The 16,632-nt window shown below is 39.8% G+C and carries 11 protein-coding genes and 1 riboswitch; of the genes, 6 read left to right on the top strand and 5 right to left on the bottom strand.

Annotation, left to right across the window (positions count from 1 at the left end; genetic code table 11):
• Positions 1-140 precede the first annotated feature (140 nt).
• Positions 141-1,346 (top strand): dihydropteroate synthase, encoded by a 1,206-nt coding sequence (gene folP / locus VMW39_00600; protein ID HUW22522.1) that lies wholly within the window; start codon positions 141-143, stop codon positions 1,344-1,346.
• 177 nt (positions 1,347-1,523) lie between these two features.
• Complete coding sequence (locus tag VMW39_00595) at positions 1,524-2,645, top strand: hypothetical protein (GenBank protein ID HUW22521.1); 1,122 nt, start codon at positions 1,524-1,526, stop codon at positions 2,643-2,645.
• Positions 2,646-2,657: 12 nt separating this feature from the next.
• Here VMW39_00595 and VMW39_00590 read toward each other — a convergent pair whose 3' ends face one another.
• The 3 genes from VMW39_00590 to VMW39_00580 form a co-directional block, all read right to left on the bottom strand.
• A complete protein-coding gene (locus VMW39_00590; protein HUW22520.1) occupies positions 2,658-3,662 on the bottom strand; it encodes an NAD-dependent epimerase/dehydratase family protein in 1,005 nt (334 codons plus the stop codon).
• 78 nt (positions 3,663-3,740) lie between these two features.
• Positions 3,741-4,445, bottom strand: coding sequence for a type II CAAX endopeptidase family protein (locus tag VMW39_00585; GenBank protein ID HUW22519.1), 705 nt, complete (start codon positions 4,443-4,445; stop codon positions 3,741-3,743).
• Positions 4,446-4,458: 13 nt separating this feature from the next.
• A complete protein-coding gene (locus VMW39_00580; protein ID HUW22518.1) occupies positions 4,459-5,358 on the bottom strand; it encodes a diacylglycerol kinase family protein in 900 nt (299 codons plus the stop codon).
• Positions 5,359-5,580: 222 nt separating this feature from the next.
• Between VMW39_00580 and VMW39_00575 the strand changes: the two genes are divergently transcribed.
• The 4 genes from VMW39_00575 to VMW39_00560 all read left to right on the top strand — a co-directional run bounded on the left by VMW39_00575 (position 5,581) and on the right by VMW39_00560 (position 13,384).
• Positions 5,581-7,917, top strand: coding sequence for an Ig-like domain-containing protein (locus tag VMW39_00575; protein ID HUW22517.1), 2,337 nt, complete (start codon positions 5,581-5,583; stop codon positions 7,915-7,917).
• Between the two features lie 5 nt (positions 7,918-7,922).
• Complete coding sequence (locus tag VMW39_00570) at positions 7,923-9,833, top strand: PorV/PorQ family protein (GenBank protein HUW22516.1); 1,911 nt, start codon at positions 7,923-7,925, stop codon at positions 9,831-9,833.
• Positions 9,830-11,251 carry an ATP-binding protein gene (locus VMW39_00565; protein ID HUW22515.1) on the top strand — a complete coding sequence of 474 codons (1,422 nt, stop codon included), beginning with the start codon at positions 9,830-9,832 and terminating at the stop codon, positions 11,249-11,251. Before VMW39_00570 ends, VMW39_00565 begins: the two co-directional genes overlap by 4 nt.
• Positions 11,252-11,449: 198 nt before the next feature.
• Positions 11,450-13,384, top strand: a complete 1,935-nt coding sequence (locus VMW39_00560; protein HUW22514.1) for a response regulator — start codon at positions 11,450-11,452, stop codon at positions 13,382-13,384.
• 88 nt (positions 13,385-13,472) lie between these two features.
• Here the strand turns inward: VMW39_00560 and VMW39_00555 are convergent, their stop codons facing one another.
• Both VMW39_00555 and VMW39_00550 read right to left on the bottom strand, forming a co-directional pair.
• Positions 13,473-14,396 carry a PorV/PorQ family protein gene (locus tag VMW39_00555; protein HUW22513.1) on the bottom strand — a complete coding sequence of 308 codons (924 nt, stop codon included), beginning with the start codon at positions 14,394-14,396 and terminating at the stop codon, positions 13,473-13,475.
• A 144-nt stretch (positions 14,397-14,540) separates the two neighbouring features.
• The gene (locus VMW39_00550) at positions 14,541-16,031 is read right to left on the bottom strand and encodes a T9SS type A sorting domain-containing protein (protein HUW22512.1); all 1,491 of its coding nucleotides are present in this window, start codon (positions 16,029-16,031) and stop codon (positions 14,541-14,543) included.
• A gap of 79 nt (positions 16,032-16,110) precedes the next feature.
• Positions 16,111-16,199: riboswitch (cyclic di-GMP riboswitch) on the bottom strand.
• Positions 16,200-16,632 lie beyond the last annotated feature (433 nt).

The following is a 16,632-nucleotide window of genomic DNA, read 5'->3' as shown; positions in this document are numbered from 1 at the left end:
CTTTCGGGAGGACTCCAAATTGATAGAAATTGAATTCCTCGAGTAGTTCTTGCCCTCCATTACAGGCCACTATTAAATAGAAAAGATAACAAAAGCAATTTAATAATTTGTACCGGTATAGGTAGAAACGAGTTCATAAAATGGCTGGAAGTCAAGTGAGAATTATTAGTATAGACGATTCTCCTTCCGCTCGCTCAGAAATGGGAAAGATTGGCGTACATGAGACGGGTGTCAGGATAATGGAGAAAAAGGCGTTTTTCTACTCAATTAAAGTAGAAAATGTTAAGAATCAAGCTGCTAATATTATCAAACAGGAAATGTTATCGTTGGGAGGGGAAACAGCAGTTTCCCGTGATGTTTTGAATTTCTCCAGAAAAAAGTCGGATGTTTTACTTTTAGGTACGGAGAAGCAGTTCAGAGAGTTAATAGTTAAGCTTAGCCGACAACCTTTCGCTCTTCCACTTCTCAGTCAAGAAATTAAGAAGGTCCTTTCAAATTATCAGAAGAGAGATTTTAAATTAAGTTCTAAAGGACACACTCTTCAATTAGGCAAGAGGACGTTAATTATGGGAGTTCTAAATGTAACTCCTGACTCTTTTTATGATGGTGGAAGATACGGCAACTTGAGGAAAGCAGTGGAACGTGCTTTAGAGATGGTAGAAGAGGGCGCGGACATTATTGATATCGGTGGGGAATCGAGCCGTCCCGGAGCAAATTCAGTAGAAGAAAAGGAAGAATTAGAGAGGGTGATTCCGGTAATAAAGAAGCTCTCATCCAGAATTAGGGTGCCCGTCTCCATCGACACTTATAAATCAGGGGTGGCAAAAAAGGCTATTGATGCGGGAGCAAGTATAGTTAACGATATTTCCGCATTACGTATGGACGAAAAGATGGCTAAAGTAATAGAAAGTAGTGGAGTTCCTGTTTGCCTGATGCATATGCAGGGTACTCCGCGGAACATGCAAAGAAATCCCAGATACAAGGATGTGGTAAGCGAGATATTCGCTTTCTTGAGAGAAAGGATAGATTTTTGTGAACAGGCAGGCATTGACATTGAAAAGACTATCGTGGATCCAGGAATTGGATTTGGCAAGACCGTCCTGCATAATCTGGAAATTTTAAAGAAGCTCGACCAGTTCAAATCCCTGGGCAGACCGATTATTATTGGGGTTTCCAGAAAATCCCTTATAGGGAAAGTCCTGCAGTTAGAGCCTGAGGAGAGATTGGAGGGTTCTCTTGCTTCAGCGATATGGTGTATGACCAAGGGAGCAAGTATTCTCAGGGTTCATGACGTTAGAGAGACAAAGAGGGCAATAAAGATGGTTGAGGCAATAGCCCAAGCTTAAATAAGAAACCATTGTGGAAGGGGTAACAGTCGTGTAGGGGCGACCCGCTGTGGTCGCCCGATGCACAGGATGATTCACATTATGTAGGGGTTCGATTTATCGAACCCTGAGGAACGGGCTCAATGAATTGAGCCCCTACAATTATGGTAATAAGAACTGTTGCGAAAGGAGAAGAACATGGCAGGAAATATTGAGGTTAGAGAAGTAAAAACTAAGAAGGAGTTAAGGGATTTTATGAAATTTCCCTGGAGGGTTTATCAAAATGACCCTTATTGGGTGCCACCATTAATTAAGGATGTAAAACTTATTTTAAGTGAAAAGAACCCTTTCTGGCAACATGCGGAGAAGGAGCTTTTCCTTGCCAGAAGAGATGGCAAATTAGTGGGGAGGATTTCCGCCATAATTGACCATAACTATATAAATTTTCAGAAGGAAAAAATGGGGTTTTTTGGGTTCTTCGAGTCCCTGGAAGATTATACAATTGCCGAAAATTTGTTTAACAGGGCAAGGGAATGGCTAAAAGGGAAAGGAATGGAAAAAATGGCTGGTCCAATGAATCCTTCTACTAACGACGAAGTGGGTGTTCTTATAGAAGGATTTGACTCCAGCCCTTACATTTTGATGACTTACAATCCAGAGTACTATATCGATTTTATGGAAAGATATGGTTTAGTTAAAGGAATGGATTTCTTTGCCTATTTGATAGAGGTAGATAAGGCTCCCTTAGAAAGATTGGAAAAAGTGGCAAAGAAAATAAGAGAGAAAAATCCGGATGTTAAAATTCGACAAGGCAATCTAAAAGCATGGGAAAACGAAGTGGAAAATGTTCGTACAATCTATAATAATGCCTGGGAAAAAAACTGGGGATTCGTTCCCTGGACAAAGGAGGAGTTCTACACTGAGGCTATGAAGCTAAAGTCTTTTCTCGTGCCCGGGACAATTCCCATGGCTGAAGTAGATGGTAAGCCAGTAGGAATGTTAATTACGGTTCCTAACTATAATGAGGTTACTAAAAGGATGAACGGGAAGTTGAATCCCTGGACTATTCTGAAATTCCTATGGTACAGGAAGAAGATTACTACTCAGCGCTTACCAATTATGGGGGTAGTAAAAGAGTATCAGAAGAGAGGAATTGAGACCCTCCTTATATTGGAAGGATTGAAAGGTTGCCGGAGGGTAGGTTATAAATATTGTGAGTCTTCATGGGTGCTGGAAGATAACATCTTAACCCAGCGAGCAGCCGAAATGATGGGTGGTAAATTATACAAGAAGTACAGGGCATATCAGACCAATATTTGAAAGCATTAAGATTTAAGAAGACTTAATCCGATATTTTGAATTGCTCTTATACCATTTCACTGTTCTTTCCATAGCTTCATCCAGAGAGACTCTTGGTCGGTAGCCAAGGTTAGTCCTCGCTTTTTCTATACTGAAATGGTAATCCTTACCCGCAATGGCTATTCTGTAGCGAGTTATTATAGGTGGCTTCTCTGACCTGAACAATTTTAAGGTTGCCTCACAGACAGCCGCGGCAGAATAGGCTACAGGGTAAGGGACAGAGAACAGAGGTCTTCTCACGCCGAGCTTCTCGGCAATCTTGTCAAAGTACTCCTTCCAGGTGATTTCCAGCCCGTCGGTGATAATGAACGTTTCTCCTACTGTTTCCTTTCTGTTTACGGCAAGTAGAATGGCATCTATGAGATTTTCAACATATGTGGGACAGGTTAAAGGTCTTCCTCCACTAATGTAGACCATCTGTCCCTTCTCTATGAGTTCTGCCATTTTTACAAAAGTTACTCGGTCTCTTGGCCCAAAAACATTCCCCGGCCTGATAATCAATGTGGGTAAACCCTTTTCTCTATGGTATCTATTTACCAAATCCTCTGCTTCCTTTTTGGTTATGCAGTAGGGAAAGATGGTAGCTGTCTTCGGAGAATCCTCTGTAGCATCGCGGAAGCCTCTAAAACCATGAACCGCAGCAGAACTGATAAACACGAATCTTTTGACTCCAGATTTAAGTGAGCTTTCCATAAGGTTCTTGGTACCTTCTACGTTTACTTTTCTAAATAGTTCTATTGGTCCCCAATCGGATGCCCGTCCTGCCACATGGTATACTATATCAACTCCTTGAGTAGCTTTATCTAATAACGCTTTATCTGATAAATCTCCAGAGAATAATTTTACTTTTAACCCTTCAAGGAAAGATAAATCACTGGTCTTCCTCACCAGGCCCGATACTTCTTGACCCTCGGCGATTAGGCGTGTTGCCAGATTGCTTCCAATAAAACCATTTATTCCAGTAATAAAAGCTCTCATATCAGAAAAAGGTGACAGGTACTTTTTTCTCTGCCGTCATAAATATTGTACCTGTCACTTTTTTTGCACTCACCTCTTTTACAGGATGGTTACGAATAGGTCCGTGAAGACTCCTATACAGGAATGGATTATTAAGGGATACAGTATAGACCGGGTTCGTAAAGCAAGGTAGCCCAATACTATTCCCAGAACTATTGACCCTAAGAATTCCGACTCTGGCTTATTAAAATGCAAGAGAGCAGAGGGAATAACTTGCAGTAAAATTGCATAGGTATCACCGAATTTTTCCCTCAATCCAAATAGCATGTATCCTCTAAAGAAAAACTCCCAGCCCACATAATATAGCAAAACATAAGAAAATTCATACAATAAGAAGACCGAAGCATTATCCTGGACCAGTTTTGATAGTGGGTATTCTGCGCGAACCTGGGGCATATGTGAGGCCAGAAATATTATGGGAGTTACAATAAGAGGAATAGTTATAATAATAAATCGTAATCCATATCTTTTATCTCCCAATGACAGTCCGTAATTTTTAAGTTTCTCCTTGAAAACCAATTTTATGATTATTAAAGGAAAGAGAAAAAACAGAACAAGTGTAGCCAAAAATTGGTAAACGTAACGATATATGTCGAAATAGTACAAACTAGAAAGATGAGAAAAATATCGCGCAAATGCCTCGTCCATCCCATGGTAGATGTAGACTAATAAAATCACGGGGACAGAAAGGAGCAGAATTTTTATTTTCCAATCCCCTTCTTTTAAGGTTTCGATGAATCTCAATCTTCCTCCCTTATTAAGCAGATTTTGTCTCGGGCAAAATTACCTGAATAGCCTGAGGACAGATTTCGAACTTTTGAGGGAGAGTGCCCATAATTTCTCCATCAACCTGTATCCACACTTCCTTGGGAGCATTGATCTCTATCTTCTTTGCCTTAGTATATTCCACATCCTTAAAATAAATATGGCGTCCTCTCAAAACGCCCAAAACATGACGAAGAACATCTCTTCTTCTACCTTTTTTAAATATAATAACGTCCAGATAGCCATCAGCCATGTCGGCTTCAGGAGCAATTATGGAAGATACACCGTAGAAACTCCCGTTGGAGATGATGGCCTCAAAACCTCGACAGGAAGAACCGTCCAGTTTAATAGAAAGTTCAATTCTCTGGTGCTTAATCAACACACCCACACCTGCTACTAAATGAGCAGGAATTCCCCCTAAGGTTCTTACCAGGTTAGGATTCAGTGATTTAATTACCGAAGCCTCGTATCCTATTCCTGCCATGGAAACAAAATAGCGGAAAGAATTACCACTCCCCACTTTACCTAAGTCGATTTTCCTTACATATTTTTTAAGAACAATTTCACAGGCTTGGATAGGGTCAAGGGGAATACCTGCAGAAAGCGCATAAATATTACTTGTACCGCAGGGAACAAATCCTATAGGAAGGGAACTGTGGGAAGAAACCACTCCATTAATTACCTCATTTAAAGTCCCATCGCCTCCACAGACCACAATCAGGTCATACTCTTCCCGGCTTACTTTCTGAACTTCCTGAAAGGCACTATTTTTCTCTTTAGTTATAGCTAAACTAAGTAGATTATCCCTTCCCAGAATTTCTCTAATTCTGGGAAGGTAAGTTTCTACTTTCTTGCCACCAGATAAAGGATTTACAATTAATTTCATTCTCATAATAGCAAATTTCCTTACTTTACTTTGACCAAAGTATATCAAAATGCTATCACTCGGTCAAGGCAAAACTATTCTAAAGAAGTCTCTTAAAAACTGTCGTTTTTCTGCGTATTGCTGTTTTTTCCCTTGCGTTTTTGGAGAATTTGCAGTAGACTAAAAGATAGGGATTCCTATGCTTTTCGCAAGAAGCCAAGCGATAAGCAGGCATATCTTGATACAAAAATGAAAAACATAAAGATTTATTTATTATTATTTTTATTTCTCGCCATTTCTGTCCCGCATTGCTGGGCCCTTCCTGACTTGACTGTCTCTAACATCCTGTTCAGTGAAGATTACCCTGACTCAGGTGAAGTATTCACTATTTCAGCAACTGTGCGTAACGATGGCACCGGCTACTCTGAACGAGTTTTTACCAAGAATACTGAAGAGATGGAACCAGAACTGTATCAAGTTGAATTAAGTTCCGATGTTTGGCTAGCTCAATCGTTCCAATATACAGAGGATGTTAAGTTAACAGGTGTAAGTCTTTATATAAAAGATATTGGCGTTGATGATTCATTAACTGTAACCATTGAGACAAATACAGCAAGCAATGTACCAAGCGGCTATGAGATTGCCTCAAGCACAGAAAATAGTAGTGACCTATTTTGGTATTGGATTGATTTTACCTTTCCCGAATTAGTTCCTTTATCAGGAGGTGTTACCTACTGGATAGTAACGCACAATTATGCTGTGGGTGGCTCAGATGGGTATTCAGTAATACAGACATCTCATAACTGTTATGGTAACGGCATAGAGGTTTACTCATCTAATCAGGGAGATATATGGACAGAATGGCAGAAACGCGATTTGCTGTTTAAAGCATATCGCTCCACAACAACTGTGGTTAAATTCTATGATGGCGACCCATCTTTAAATAAACTAATTGGTACAGACGAAGTATCTCCAGTTCCAGGGGAAGGAGGAAGTGTAACTGCATCCATCTCCACCTCTACTACTGCTGGGTCTCCTGATATTTATGCCTATGTAAATCCAGATAATTATATTGTTGAACAGGATACAACTAATAATAAAGCTTATAAAACAATTTATGTAGATTTTCCCAGAGTTATAAGTGCGGAAACAATTGATAATGACCTTGATGGCTGTATAGATGCTTATCATATTGTTTTCGATGAGAATGTAAGAGATTCTGCTACTGAATTCAATCTGGCAGGTTTTACAGTTGAAGGTCATAGTATCATAGGAGTGCTTACCACTCTGGCAGATCATCCGGATGTGTTAGATGACGATGATATTTACCTGTGCTTTACTGAAAGTGGAGACCCGGATACCGGCACCCTTCCCCAAATTACTTACAGTAGCGCTACCGGGAAACTTACCGACGTGGATAATGATAATCCTTTGCTTGATATTGGTGAGGCGGATATAACGGAGGCCGATGGCACGTCCCCGGCAATCCATTCTCTCCTTTCCTCTCCACGTGATGGCGCTCTGGGTATCTCTATTGATAGCTCAATTGAGATTATTTTTGCTGAACAGATGAATGTCTACACCACAACCGGGGCCATCAAGGTGGAAACAATTGTAAATAAAGACGGGGAAACTATAACTCCCCAGGCAATTTCAGGAGACTTCTTTCCCTCTTACGACGCAATTACCCGCCGACATGAATTCATTTTTCAGCCCGTCCCTCCTCTGAAAAATAATTTTACTTATCAGGTTACGGTTAGTACAACGGCAACAGATACCAATGGTCACAATCTTGCCGGCTTTGAGTTTAGTTTTACCACTATTTCCAATTACAGGGAGTCGAATACCTTTGTATCAGACGGTAGTAAAATGAAAATAATTTTAGATGAGGGAACATTGAAAGAGGATTTCTCTGTCCAGATAAGTACCTCTCCTCTTGACGATTCTCCCAGGAAAACCAATATAATTGATGCCAATAATAAACTTGACAATGATGATGACCCATTTTCCTTTACCCTGGAACCCACTGTGGTAGAGATAGAAGCTTTCGATGCCAATGGGAATCCGATTACTGACACCTTTAAAATTCCGGCAACTATAACTTTATCTCACGAAGATAGTAATCCTGAAGATGGAATTGTTGATGGAACATCACCTCCGTTAAGAGAAGAGACATTAAAAGTATACTGGCTGGATGAGTCACATAGTCTCTGGGTGAAATTGTCAGGTTCAAAAGTTGATAGTGGGTCCAACCGCGTTTCAGCTGATACGTTCCACTTTAGCGTTTTTAGCCTTCATGGTGGTGGAACAGCCGATTTGAGCGATGCCTATGCTTATCCTGTTCCATTTATCCCCAGCCGGGGAGATACGGATATTACTTTTACAAACATATCGCCTGTATGCACGATTAAAATATATACCCTGAATGGTGAACTTGTTAGAACTATTGAACATACAAGTGGCGCAACCAGTTATTCCTGGGACGTTACCAATGATAGGGGAGATAGGCTGGGAAGTGGAGTTTGTCTTTACTTAATTAAGGATGCTAAAAATAAGAAAAAAGGAAAGTTAATAATCATCCGATAAAAATTATGAAAAGATACGTATATAAATTAATTATCTTTATTTTATTGTCCATCGGCTTTTCCCTACCGGCCTGTTTTGCTAAGGGACGGGGAACCACAGGAGCAAATTTCTTAAAGATAGATGTGGGAGCCAGACCTCTGGGAATGGGGGGTGCTTTTGTTGCTGTAGCAGATGATGTTAACACTATTTGGTGGAATCCGGCTGGAGTTGCCACTACAAAGCGTAAAGAGGTAACTTTAATGCATAATGAAATGGGTGAGGATATACGCTATCAATTCATGGCTTATAACCAGCCGGTAGGAAAACTGCGAGGAGGATTAGGGGGAAGCATATCCTATTTAAGTGTGTCCAATATTCAAGGGTATAGTCCTGGGGGGATAAAAACCAAAAAGTTAAGCACGTATGATTTAGGAATCAGTTTATGTTATGGTTTAAGAATTATTCCTTCCGTTTCCGGGGGCGTCAATTTTAAATTTATTGCAGAAAAACTGGCTGATAGGAAAGCTTCCACCTATGCGTTGGACATAGGAGGATTATGGAAGACGCCTGTTTCTGGTTTACGATTGGGATTCAATATTCAAAACCTCGGAGGAGGACTTAAGTTTATCCAGGAGAGGTCATCCCTTCCTTTAAATGGCAAACTCGGGTGTGCTTATGAATTTGAGTTCTTTGGTGCTAAATCAATTGTTGCCGTGGACGTTAATATACCGGTTGACTACAGTGTTTTTGTAAATGGTGGAGTTGAATGCAAAATATACGATTTGATTGCATTGCGCGCAGGATTCAAGTCAAAAGATGATTTGTCCAGTGGACTGCGTTTAGGGATAGGGATTGGGGGAAAAAATTTGGTAGTTGACTATTCCTGGCTATCCAGAGGAGATTTTGAGAATAGCCACCGTATGAGTGCTACTCTGCGTTTCGGCAGAGAGTATGAAGAGAGTATGATTGAAAGAGATATTAAAGAACATTTTGAGCGAGGGAAGAAATATTTCTATAATGGACAAATACTTAAGGCGCACAGGGAGTTTAAAAACATTCTTTTAGTTAGTCCGGGACATAAAGGTGCTCGAGATTTTATGAGCCGCATCGAAGTTAGCGTAGAGGAAGTGGAAGTTGCGAAGGATATCGCTAATTTCTTTAGCCTGGGAGAAAAGTATTACAAAAAAGGTGATTTAATTTCTGCGCGGGCAATGTTTGAGGATATTATTGCTCTTAATACTGACCATCAAGGAGCTAAGGATTACATCAATAGAATTGAGCAGAGGTTTGGTGAAGTCGTTAATTCCATTTTTGCAAGAGGAGTCTCATATTATGAACAGGCGAATTACTCTAATGCTCTTGATGAAATGAAAAAGGTTTTAGCCCTTAACCCAGACCACCGGGAGGCAAAAGAATATATAACTCTCATTGAGAATAAACAGAGGGAGCTGGAGAAAATCAAATTTGCCTTAAAGAAAAAACAGGAAGAAGAAAGAAAAAACAGGAAAATCTCCGCATACCTTAAAAAGGGATTGACTTATTACCAAAGGAAACAGTGGACAAAAGCAATTAAATCATTTAATGAGGCATTAGTTCTTGCTCCTGACCATAAAGCAGCGTTGGAGCATACTGTTATTTGTTACTATGAACAAGGACTTATCCTTCATGGCGAAGACAAATTGCTGGGAGCACTGCATACGTTTAACAATGTGCTCAGGTTGAATCCAGAACATGAACAGGCTCAAGAAGAGATTCTTAGAATCAATGAGGAATGTAAAGAGAAAGCCGAAGAGTACAATCGGAAAGGGCTGGTAGAGTATACCAAAGGAAATTTAAAGGAAGCGATAGAAGCCTGGGAGAATGCACTTCTTTTCCATCCTGACCTGGAGACAGCTCAAAAGAATCTGGAAAGAGCCCGAAAGGAAATAGAGAAATGAAATTAAGAACAAAGTTTTCTTTGTTAAACAGTATTTTAATCATTGCTGTCATTTTGGGAGTAAGTATTTTTCTTTTTATTGCTGAGAAGCGGCTTCTGATTCAAGAAATGGAAAAAAGCCAAACGAATATTATTAAAGGACTGGCTCAAATTGGCAAGGAATCTCTCATTACCAATGATGAAATACTGCTCATAAACTATGTAAACCTTGTAGAGAGAACCAGAGGAGTAATGTACGCAATGGTGACCGCTCCTCAGGGTAAAATTCTTGCCCATACTGACGTCGACCTTTTAGGAACCATTGCCAATGATACTATTGCAATAAAAGCCCGTTCATCAGATGAACTTGTTACTCAATCGTATGTTGATAAGGAAAAACAAAACATATTAGACATTGCTTTACCTATTTTTATTGACCAGAACAAAATGGGGATTGCTCGCATTGGGTTTTCTCGGGATAGTTTACACGAAATAGTAGAGGAAACCTTAAGAGAAACCCGTAGAAGAATTTTTGGTGTAGCAATAGTAGTTTTAATCATCGGTTTTATTGGGGCCATAATTCTTGCTCAGATGATGACCAGACCAATTAAACAGATGGCAAAAGGAGCAGAATTAATCGGTCAGGGAAAACTTGATACTACAATTGTAGTCAAAAGCAATGATGAACTTGAAAGTTTAGCCAGAGACCTTAACAAGATGTCCAGCCAACTAAAAGAAATTGACCAATTGAAAAAAGACTTCCTTGCCAGCGTTACTCATGAGTTAAAGTCACCATTAACTTCACTAATTATGTATGTTGACCTCTTTTTGGAAGGGGCAGCGGGCGAGTTAACCGAGAAAGCAAAAAAGTTCTTGAAAATTATGGAAAGGAGTAGCAAGCGCCTTTCCCGATTTATTGATGACCTGTTAGATATGGCAAAGATTGAACGGGGTAAGATGGAGATAAAAAAGGAGCCTCTAGAAATTCTTCCAATAGTTTCAGAAATAGCAGAGCTTATAAAACCTCAGGCTGATGAAAAAGATATTGAAATAGCAATGAATATTCCAGACAACTTGCCTTTAGTCTTTGTTGACGGGGATAGAACCCGGCAGATTATCACCAATATTCTCAGCAATTCGGTAAAGTTTACCCCGGAAAAAGGAAAGATATCAGTTAACATCCAAGATGAAAAAGAGCATTTTCAAGTGAGTATTAGCGATACAGGAATAGGTATTCCGCCGGAGCAGATAGGGAAGATTTTCGATAAATTTGAACAAGTTAAAGAGATAAGAGAAAGAGTAAAAGGACCAAGAGGGACTGGTTTAGGTTTGGCGATTGTGAAATCCCTTGTTGAGGCTCAGGGAGGAAAAATCTGGGTAGAATCAGAGGTGGACAAAGGTTCAACTTTTTATTTTACCCTGCCAAAACAAACAACGTAGGGCATAGTTTTGTTAGGAGTAGCGAAACTTGTTTCGCGATTGGTGGGCGCAGAGCTGGAGTAGCGAGACTTGTCTTGCGATTAGTTATCGCAGAGCAAGCTCTGCTACTCCTAACGCACCGCAAGCGGTGCTGCTACTCCAACTTCCGCTTTAGCGGAAAGATGTGTTAAAGTTTAAAATGTTGAAGGGAGAGGTGGTATGGCGGGTGAACGGATTTTAGTTGTTGATGATGACCCTAATATTAGAGAAGCCTGTGTGGAATATTTGAATATGAATAAGTACAATGTGGGTGAAAGTAAAAGTGGAAAAGAGTGTCTTGAACTACTTAAACAGGATAATTATCAGATTATCCTCACAGATTTAATGATGCCTGGCATTGACGGAATTGGAGTGTTAAAAGAGGTAAGAAAAGAATACCCCCAATCCGATGTAATTATAATGACTGCCTATGGGACCATCGAAAATGCAGTGGAAGCGATGAAATTAGGAGCTTACGATTATATTACAAAGCCATTTAAGATTGACGAACTGGGTTTACTGATTAATAGATGTCTGGAGAAGCAAAGGCTTGCCCGGGAGGTCGATGAATTAAAAGAAGTGGTGAACCTCTATGAAGTAAGTAAGGCAATAGGTTCACTTATGGATTTAGACCAACTGCTCTCCCGCATTATAAAATTAGCCACTGATACCTTAGGGGCAGACGGCGGGTCTATAATGTTATTTGATAAAGAAACAGGAAAACTCATAGTAAAAGCAGCCTCAGGGAGAAGGGAAGATATGGTTATAGGGAGGAAACTCAATATTGGAGAAAGGGTAGCCGGGTATGCAGCCGAGAAAAGTGAGATTGTGAAGATTGACGGAAGTATAAAGGAGGACCCACGATTTTGCAATCTTGAGCAGTTTGACGGGATACACTCAGGAATAACCATCCCCTTACTGAGAAAAGATAAGTTATTCGGTATAATCAATGTGCATAGAACAGAAAAAAAAGACGTATTTACCAAAAAGGATGTCGACCTTTTATCCATATTTGCAGCCCAGTCAGCAATTGCTATTGATAATGCGTACCTTTTCAGCACCCTGCAACAAGAGAAGGAAAAGATTGAGGCTGTTTTTAGGGGAATGGAAGATGGCGCCATTATTACCGATGCTCAACTGAATATAATTATGTTTAATTCATCAACAGAAAAACTGTTAAATGTAAAAAGAGAAGAGTGTCTGGGGAATAACCTTCTTGGATTCATTTCTGATTTTCAACCTTCAATTACCTGGAGAGAACTGGAAAAGAAAGAAGAAAAAGTGATCAATTTTGACCTGGTAAGAACGAAAGGAAAGGCTCTTTTTCTTTCTGTTGTAGCAACCAAAATCAGGAATGAAGAGGGAAAATTATTGGGCCAGATTATGGTCCTGCGCAATGTTACTGACGAAAGGAAAGAGGAAATGGTAAAGAGAAATTTCCTTAACCTTATTTCTCACAAACTGAGAAATCCCCTGACAACCATTCTTGGGTACCTTCCTTTTCTTCAGGAAAAAATGAAAGTATTAGGCGAGTCGGAAAAAGAGGTTCTGGGAGTGATAGAAAGGGAAGGACTGATTCTTTCCAGTCACGTAGATAAACTACTTATGTTTACCTTGCTTGAGCGCGAATATTTAGAAATGGAAAGAGAAAAAGTGAATGTAAAATCTCTTGTAGAGACTACATTGGAAATGATAGATACTCTCATTAAGGTTAATCAGGCAGAAGTAGAGATTGATAGTAAGTTGGATGATATTGGCCAGGTTTATGTAGATAAGTTGAAAATCCAGAATGTCATTGAAAACTTAGTGGAAAATGCGATAAAGTTTAATGATAAGAAGGGAAAAAAGGTAAAAATTAGCGGACGTTCTCTGGATGATAAGTTTATTCAAATGGAAATAGCCGATAATGGACCAGGTATTCCTTCTGAAGAACATGAAAAAGTATTTCAAAAGTTCTATCAGGTAGAAGAATATTTTACTGGCAAGGTAGAGGGGATAGGATTGGGACTGCCACTGGCAAAACGACTCGTAGAAGCTCATGGTGGGAAAATCTGGGCAGAAAGCAAATTAGGAGAAGGAAGTACGTTCTATTTCACTTTACCAAAAACAGAATGATAAATCTTTTTGGACTCCTCCCCAAAGGGAGGTGGAGTGTCAAGCGAAAGCTTGACTCAGTGAAACTTTCATTTCACACTCCAATGTTCTAAAAATGAATGATTATTGAAATTTTGTTATCCCGGGTATAACCTATCAATTCACCTGCAGGCACATTCGCCCAGTCAAATTGATAATTCTTAAGTTTAATCCCCATTCCGTAGGTTACTCCTTTAATATTGCCTGCCTTTTCATAGTAACCAAATCGTATGAAAATGTTATCTTTGAATTTGTGTTCTCCTCCAATATGTATATGCCATTGGTCATCAAGAACTTTGTTAATATCACTGGTGATAATCCAGGGATCTCTATTGTAAGAAAGACCTAATCTTATTGTTCTTGGTAAATCATCCTTTTTGATTTCTCCTTCCATCTGGAGCTTGGTTCCTACATTTAAAAGAGAACATCCCAGATTTAATCCCTTTGTAAAAGGAAATTCATAAATGAAACCAAAATCTCCAGAATACGCTGTTCCTTTGGTAGTTCCAAAAAAAGGGTCACTTTCTTTTCGGTGAATGACCTTAAATCCAAGACCCAGAGAAAGGTTTCTTATAGCCTCTTTCCCATAGGACAATGTAAATGCCCAATCTGTCCATTTCAGATTCCCTAACGTGTTACCATCGGCATCTGTTACCGGGATAGGGGTATTAAACAATAACACCCCACTTACCTCATAAGTTCCCCATCCTTTTACTGGAACTGCTAAACCAAAAAAGTTAAGGAAAGCGTCCTTTACCGCCTCACTGTACATTGCTCCGCATTGGACCGTTTTTATTTTTGCTAAACCTGCAGGGTTCCAATAGGCAGAAGTTACATCAGAATGGAGGGAAACAGAAGCTTCTCCCATTGCTGAGGGTCTGGCGCCTATTCCAAACTTTAGGAAATCAGCGCCTGTATGGATAGGGTAGGCATCCGTTCTGAATAAACAGAAGAGAAAAATCAAAAATAAAATTTTAAAAGTTAATTTAATCATTTTCCTGATCTGGTAGTCGCAAGCTTTAGCTTGCGTTAAAATTCGCAGTCTGCGGGATGTCTCATTCACAGGGCTCATAAATAATAAGACCTCTCGGTATGATATACTATATAGCAGACTTTACATACCGAGAGGCAATGTATGTCATTTCAGAATAACCATTCTTTTGGTATCGACAAAATCACCTGCTTTTAACTGATAGTGATAAATACCACGCGAAAGTCTATCACCACCATCAAAATGTTTTGAGTGAGGTCCAGCCCACTGATACTCATCGATGATGGTCGCTACCAACTGTCCACAAATGTTGTATAGTTTTAGGGTAACATGGCAATCCTGAGAAATAGTGTAGTTTATTGTTGTTGATGGATTGAACGGATTTGGATAATTCTGTCCTAAAGAACTTTTGGAAGACTCGCCTGGATCTCCTTCATCATTAGGCTGTCCAGATGAAGATGATGAAACGCACATAATCTGATACAGACAATACCCTGTCCTTTTCGTAGTGACGCTTTGTTCTACCAGGTTCAATGTGGAATCTGGCATAACTTCCCATTGGGACGTTGTTTCATTCCATCCACAGATTACGATATTTTCTGTATCCATCCCTAGAATATCTTCATTCCTGAAGAAAAGTTTCACAAGATTTCTTCCTTTAGGAACGATAAATCTGGGAGCAATTGGCTTGAGGCTTTGTTCCTCTATAGCAGTTTCCTCAAGGGTGCTTGAACCTTCATACGTGACGATGAGTGCAGGATAGCCATTGGCAAATTGCGTATCATAATCTATAAAAATCGTAACATAGTAGATTCCCTTGGCCCAATTTTCCTTTACAATTTCGGTAAAATCCCATTCATAGCCATCGCCTTCAGTAATAGGCAAGAAATAGTGTTTACCAAATCTATGCTGCTCGAGCAATCTCGACCACTTGCCATTTAAAAATTTCCTCAGCCATAATTTAATTTTCCAATCTTTCTTTCGGTAATTCATCCACAGCAGTGCCTTTACAATTCTGGAATCGGAAGATAAGTGCTTACCTAAACGGAAAATAAACGTCTTTTCTCTGGCGTTCACATGAGACCGATTTCCCGGTTCAATAACTCTTATGGTATCGACTCCAGTGAACTTTTCTCCACTTGTAAGCAATCCTTCAATGGCTATGTTAACCTCATCTCCAGGACTAAGAACATTTATTAAATCTCTTCTCTCAAACTTCGCTAATAAACAATTGTCGCTTTCTATCTCTTCCACCCTCGTTTTATCTGCAGATATCGCTTCTATGGCATCTCCATCAATTGCCGAGATTTGTACGGTATTTCCATCAATCTGATTGACATTAAACCCATCCGGCAATTCAATAGATGCAGTAATAAAGTTGCCCATACTCTTAAGGTTTACAGTCTTTGGGGTTATATTCACTGTTGCTGATATGGGTTCAGGTTCAGGTGGAGGTGGAGGTTCTTCTTGTGGAGGCTCTTCTTGTGGAGGCTCTTCTTGCGGAGGTTCCTCTCCTATAGGGGTATCTATAGGCTCGCCAAGCACCACAGCTGTGTCGGCTTCAGCAAAAGTAGTAAAAATAGATAAACCCATTATCAGGAAACAACCAATTAAAAATGGTATAAGGATTTTCTTCATTACTACCCCTCAAATAGAAAAACCGGCTTGCCTACTCTTTTAGAGTTTTTCGGCAACCCGGCTTGCATAGATCGGTATTTTCGGCAACCAGCTAGCATAGACCTCTCCCCGGTCTTTAGCCCCGTGGCTTTGCGTCCTCCGATTTCTCGAAGTTTGCCTTTATCGAATACCCATTTTCTAATACAAGTATAACACACAAATTGGTATTTGTCAACGTGAAAAAAACACAGAAAAAATTGCGCTATTTTTACAGCAAAAGCTCTAAAAATGGCCTATTTTCCTACTTAATTTTAAACTACTAATAAATATGTCATAGTGCCATTGAGGCTGTGTCATAATTAGATTTTTTGTTTGGTAGCCGCAACCTTCAGGTTGCGTTCTCGATGGGGAAATTGCGCAGGCTAAAGCCTGCGACTACCAAAATTAGGGTTACGACACAGCCTCATTGCGGGGAGCAGAGCGACGAAGCAATCTCGAGATTGCTTCAGGACTTTGTTCTTCGCAATGACACTGCGTGTCAGCATATTTCTCCGATCCTATCGGGGGTTTTTCTCCTATAAAAACCTGCCTTTTTGAAGAATTCCTATCTTTTCTTTCCAGA

Source organism: bacterium (assembly GCA_035530055.1).
Taxonomy (GTDB): domain Bacteria; phylum UBA6262; class WVXT01; order WVXT01; family WVXT01; genus WVXT01.
Note: the sequence above shows the minus strand (reverse complement) of the source record. Positions and strands in the feature narration are given on the sequence as shown.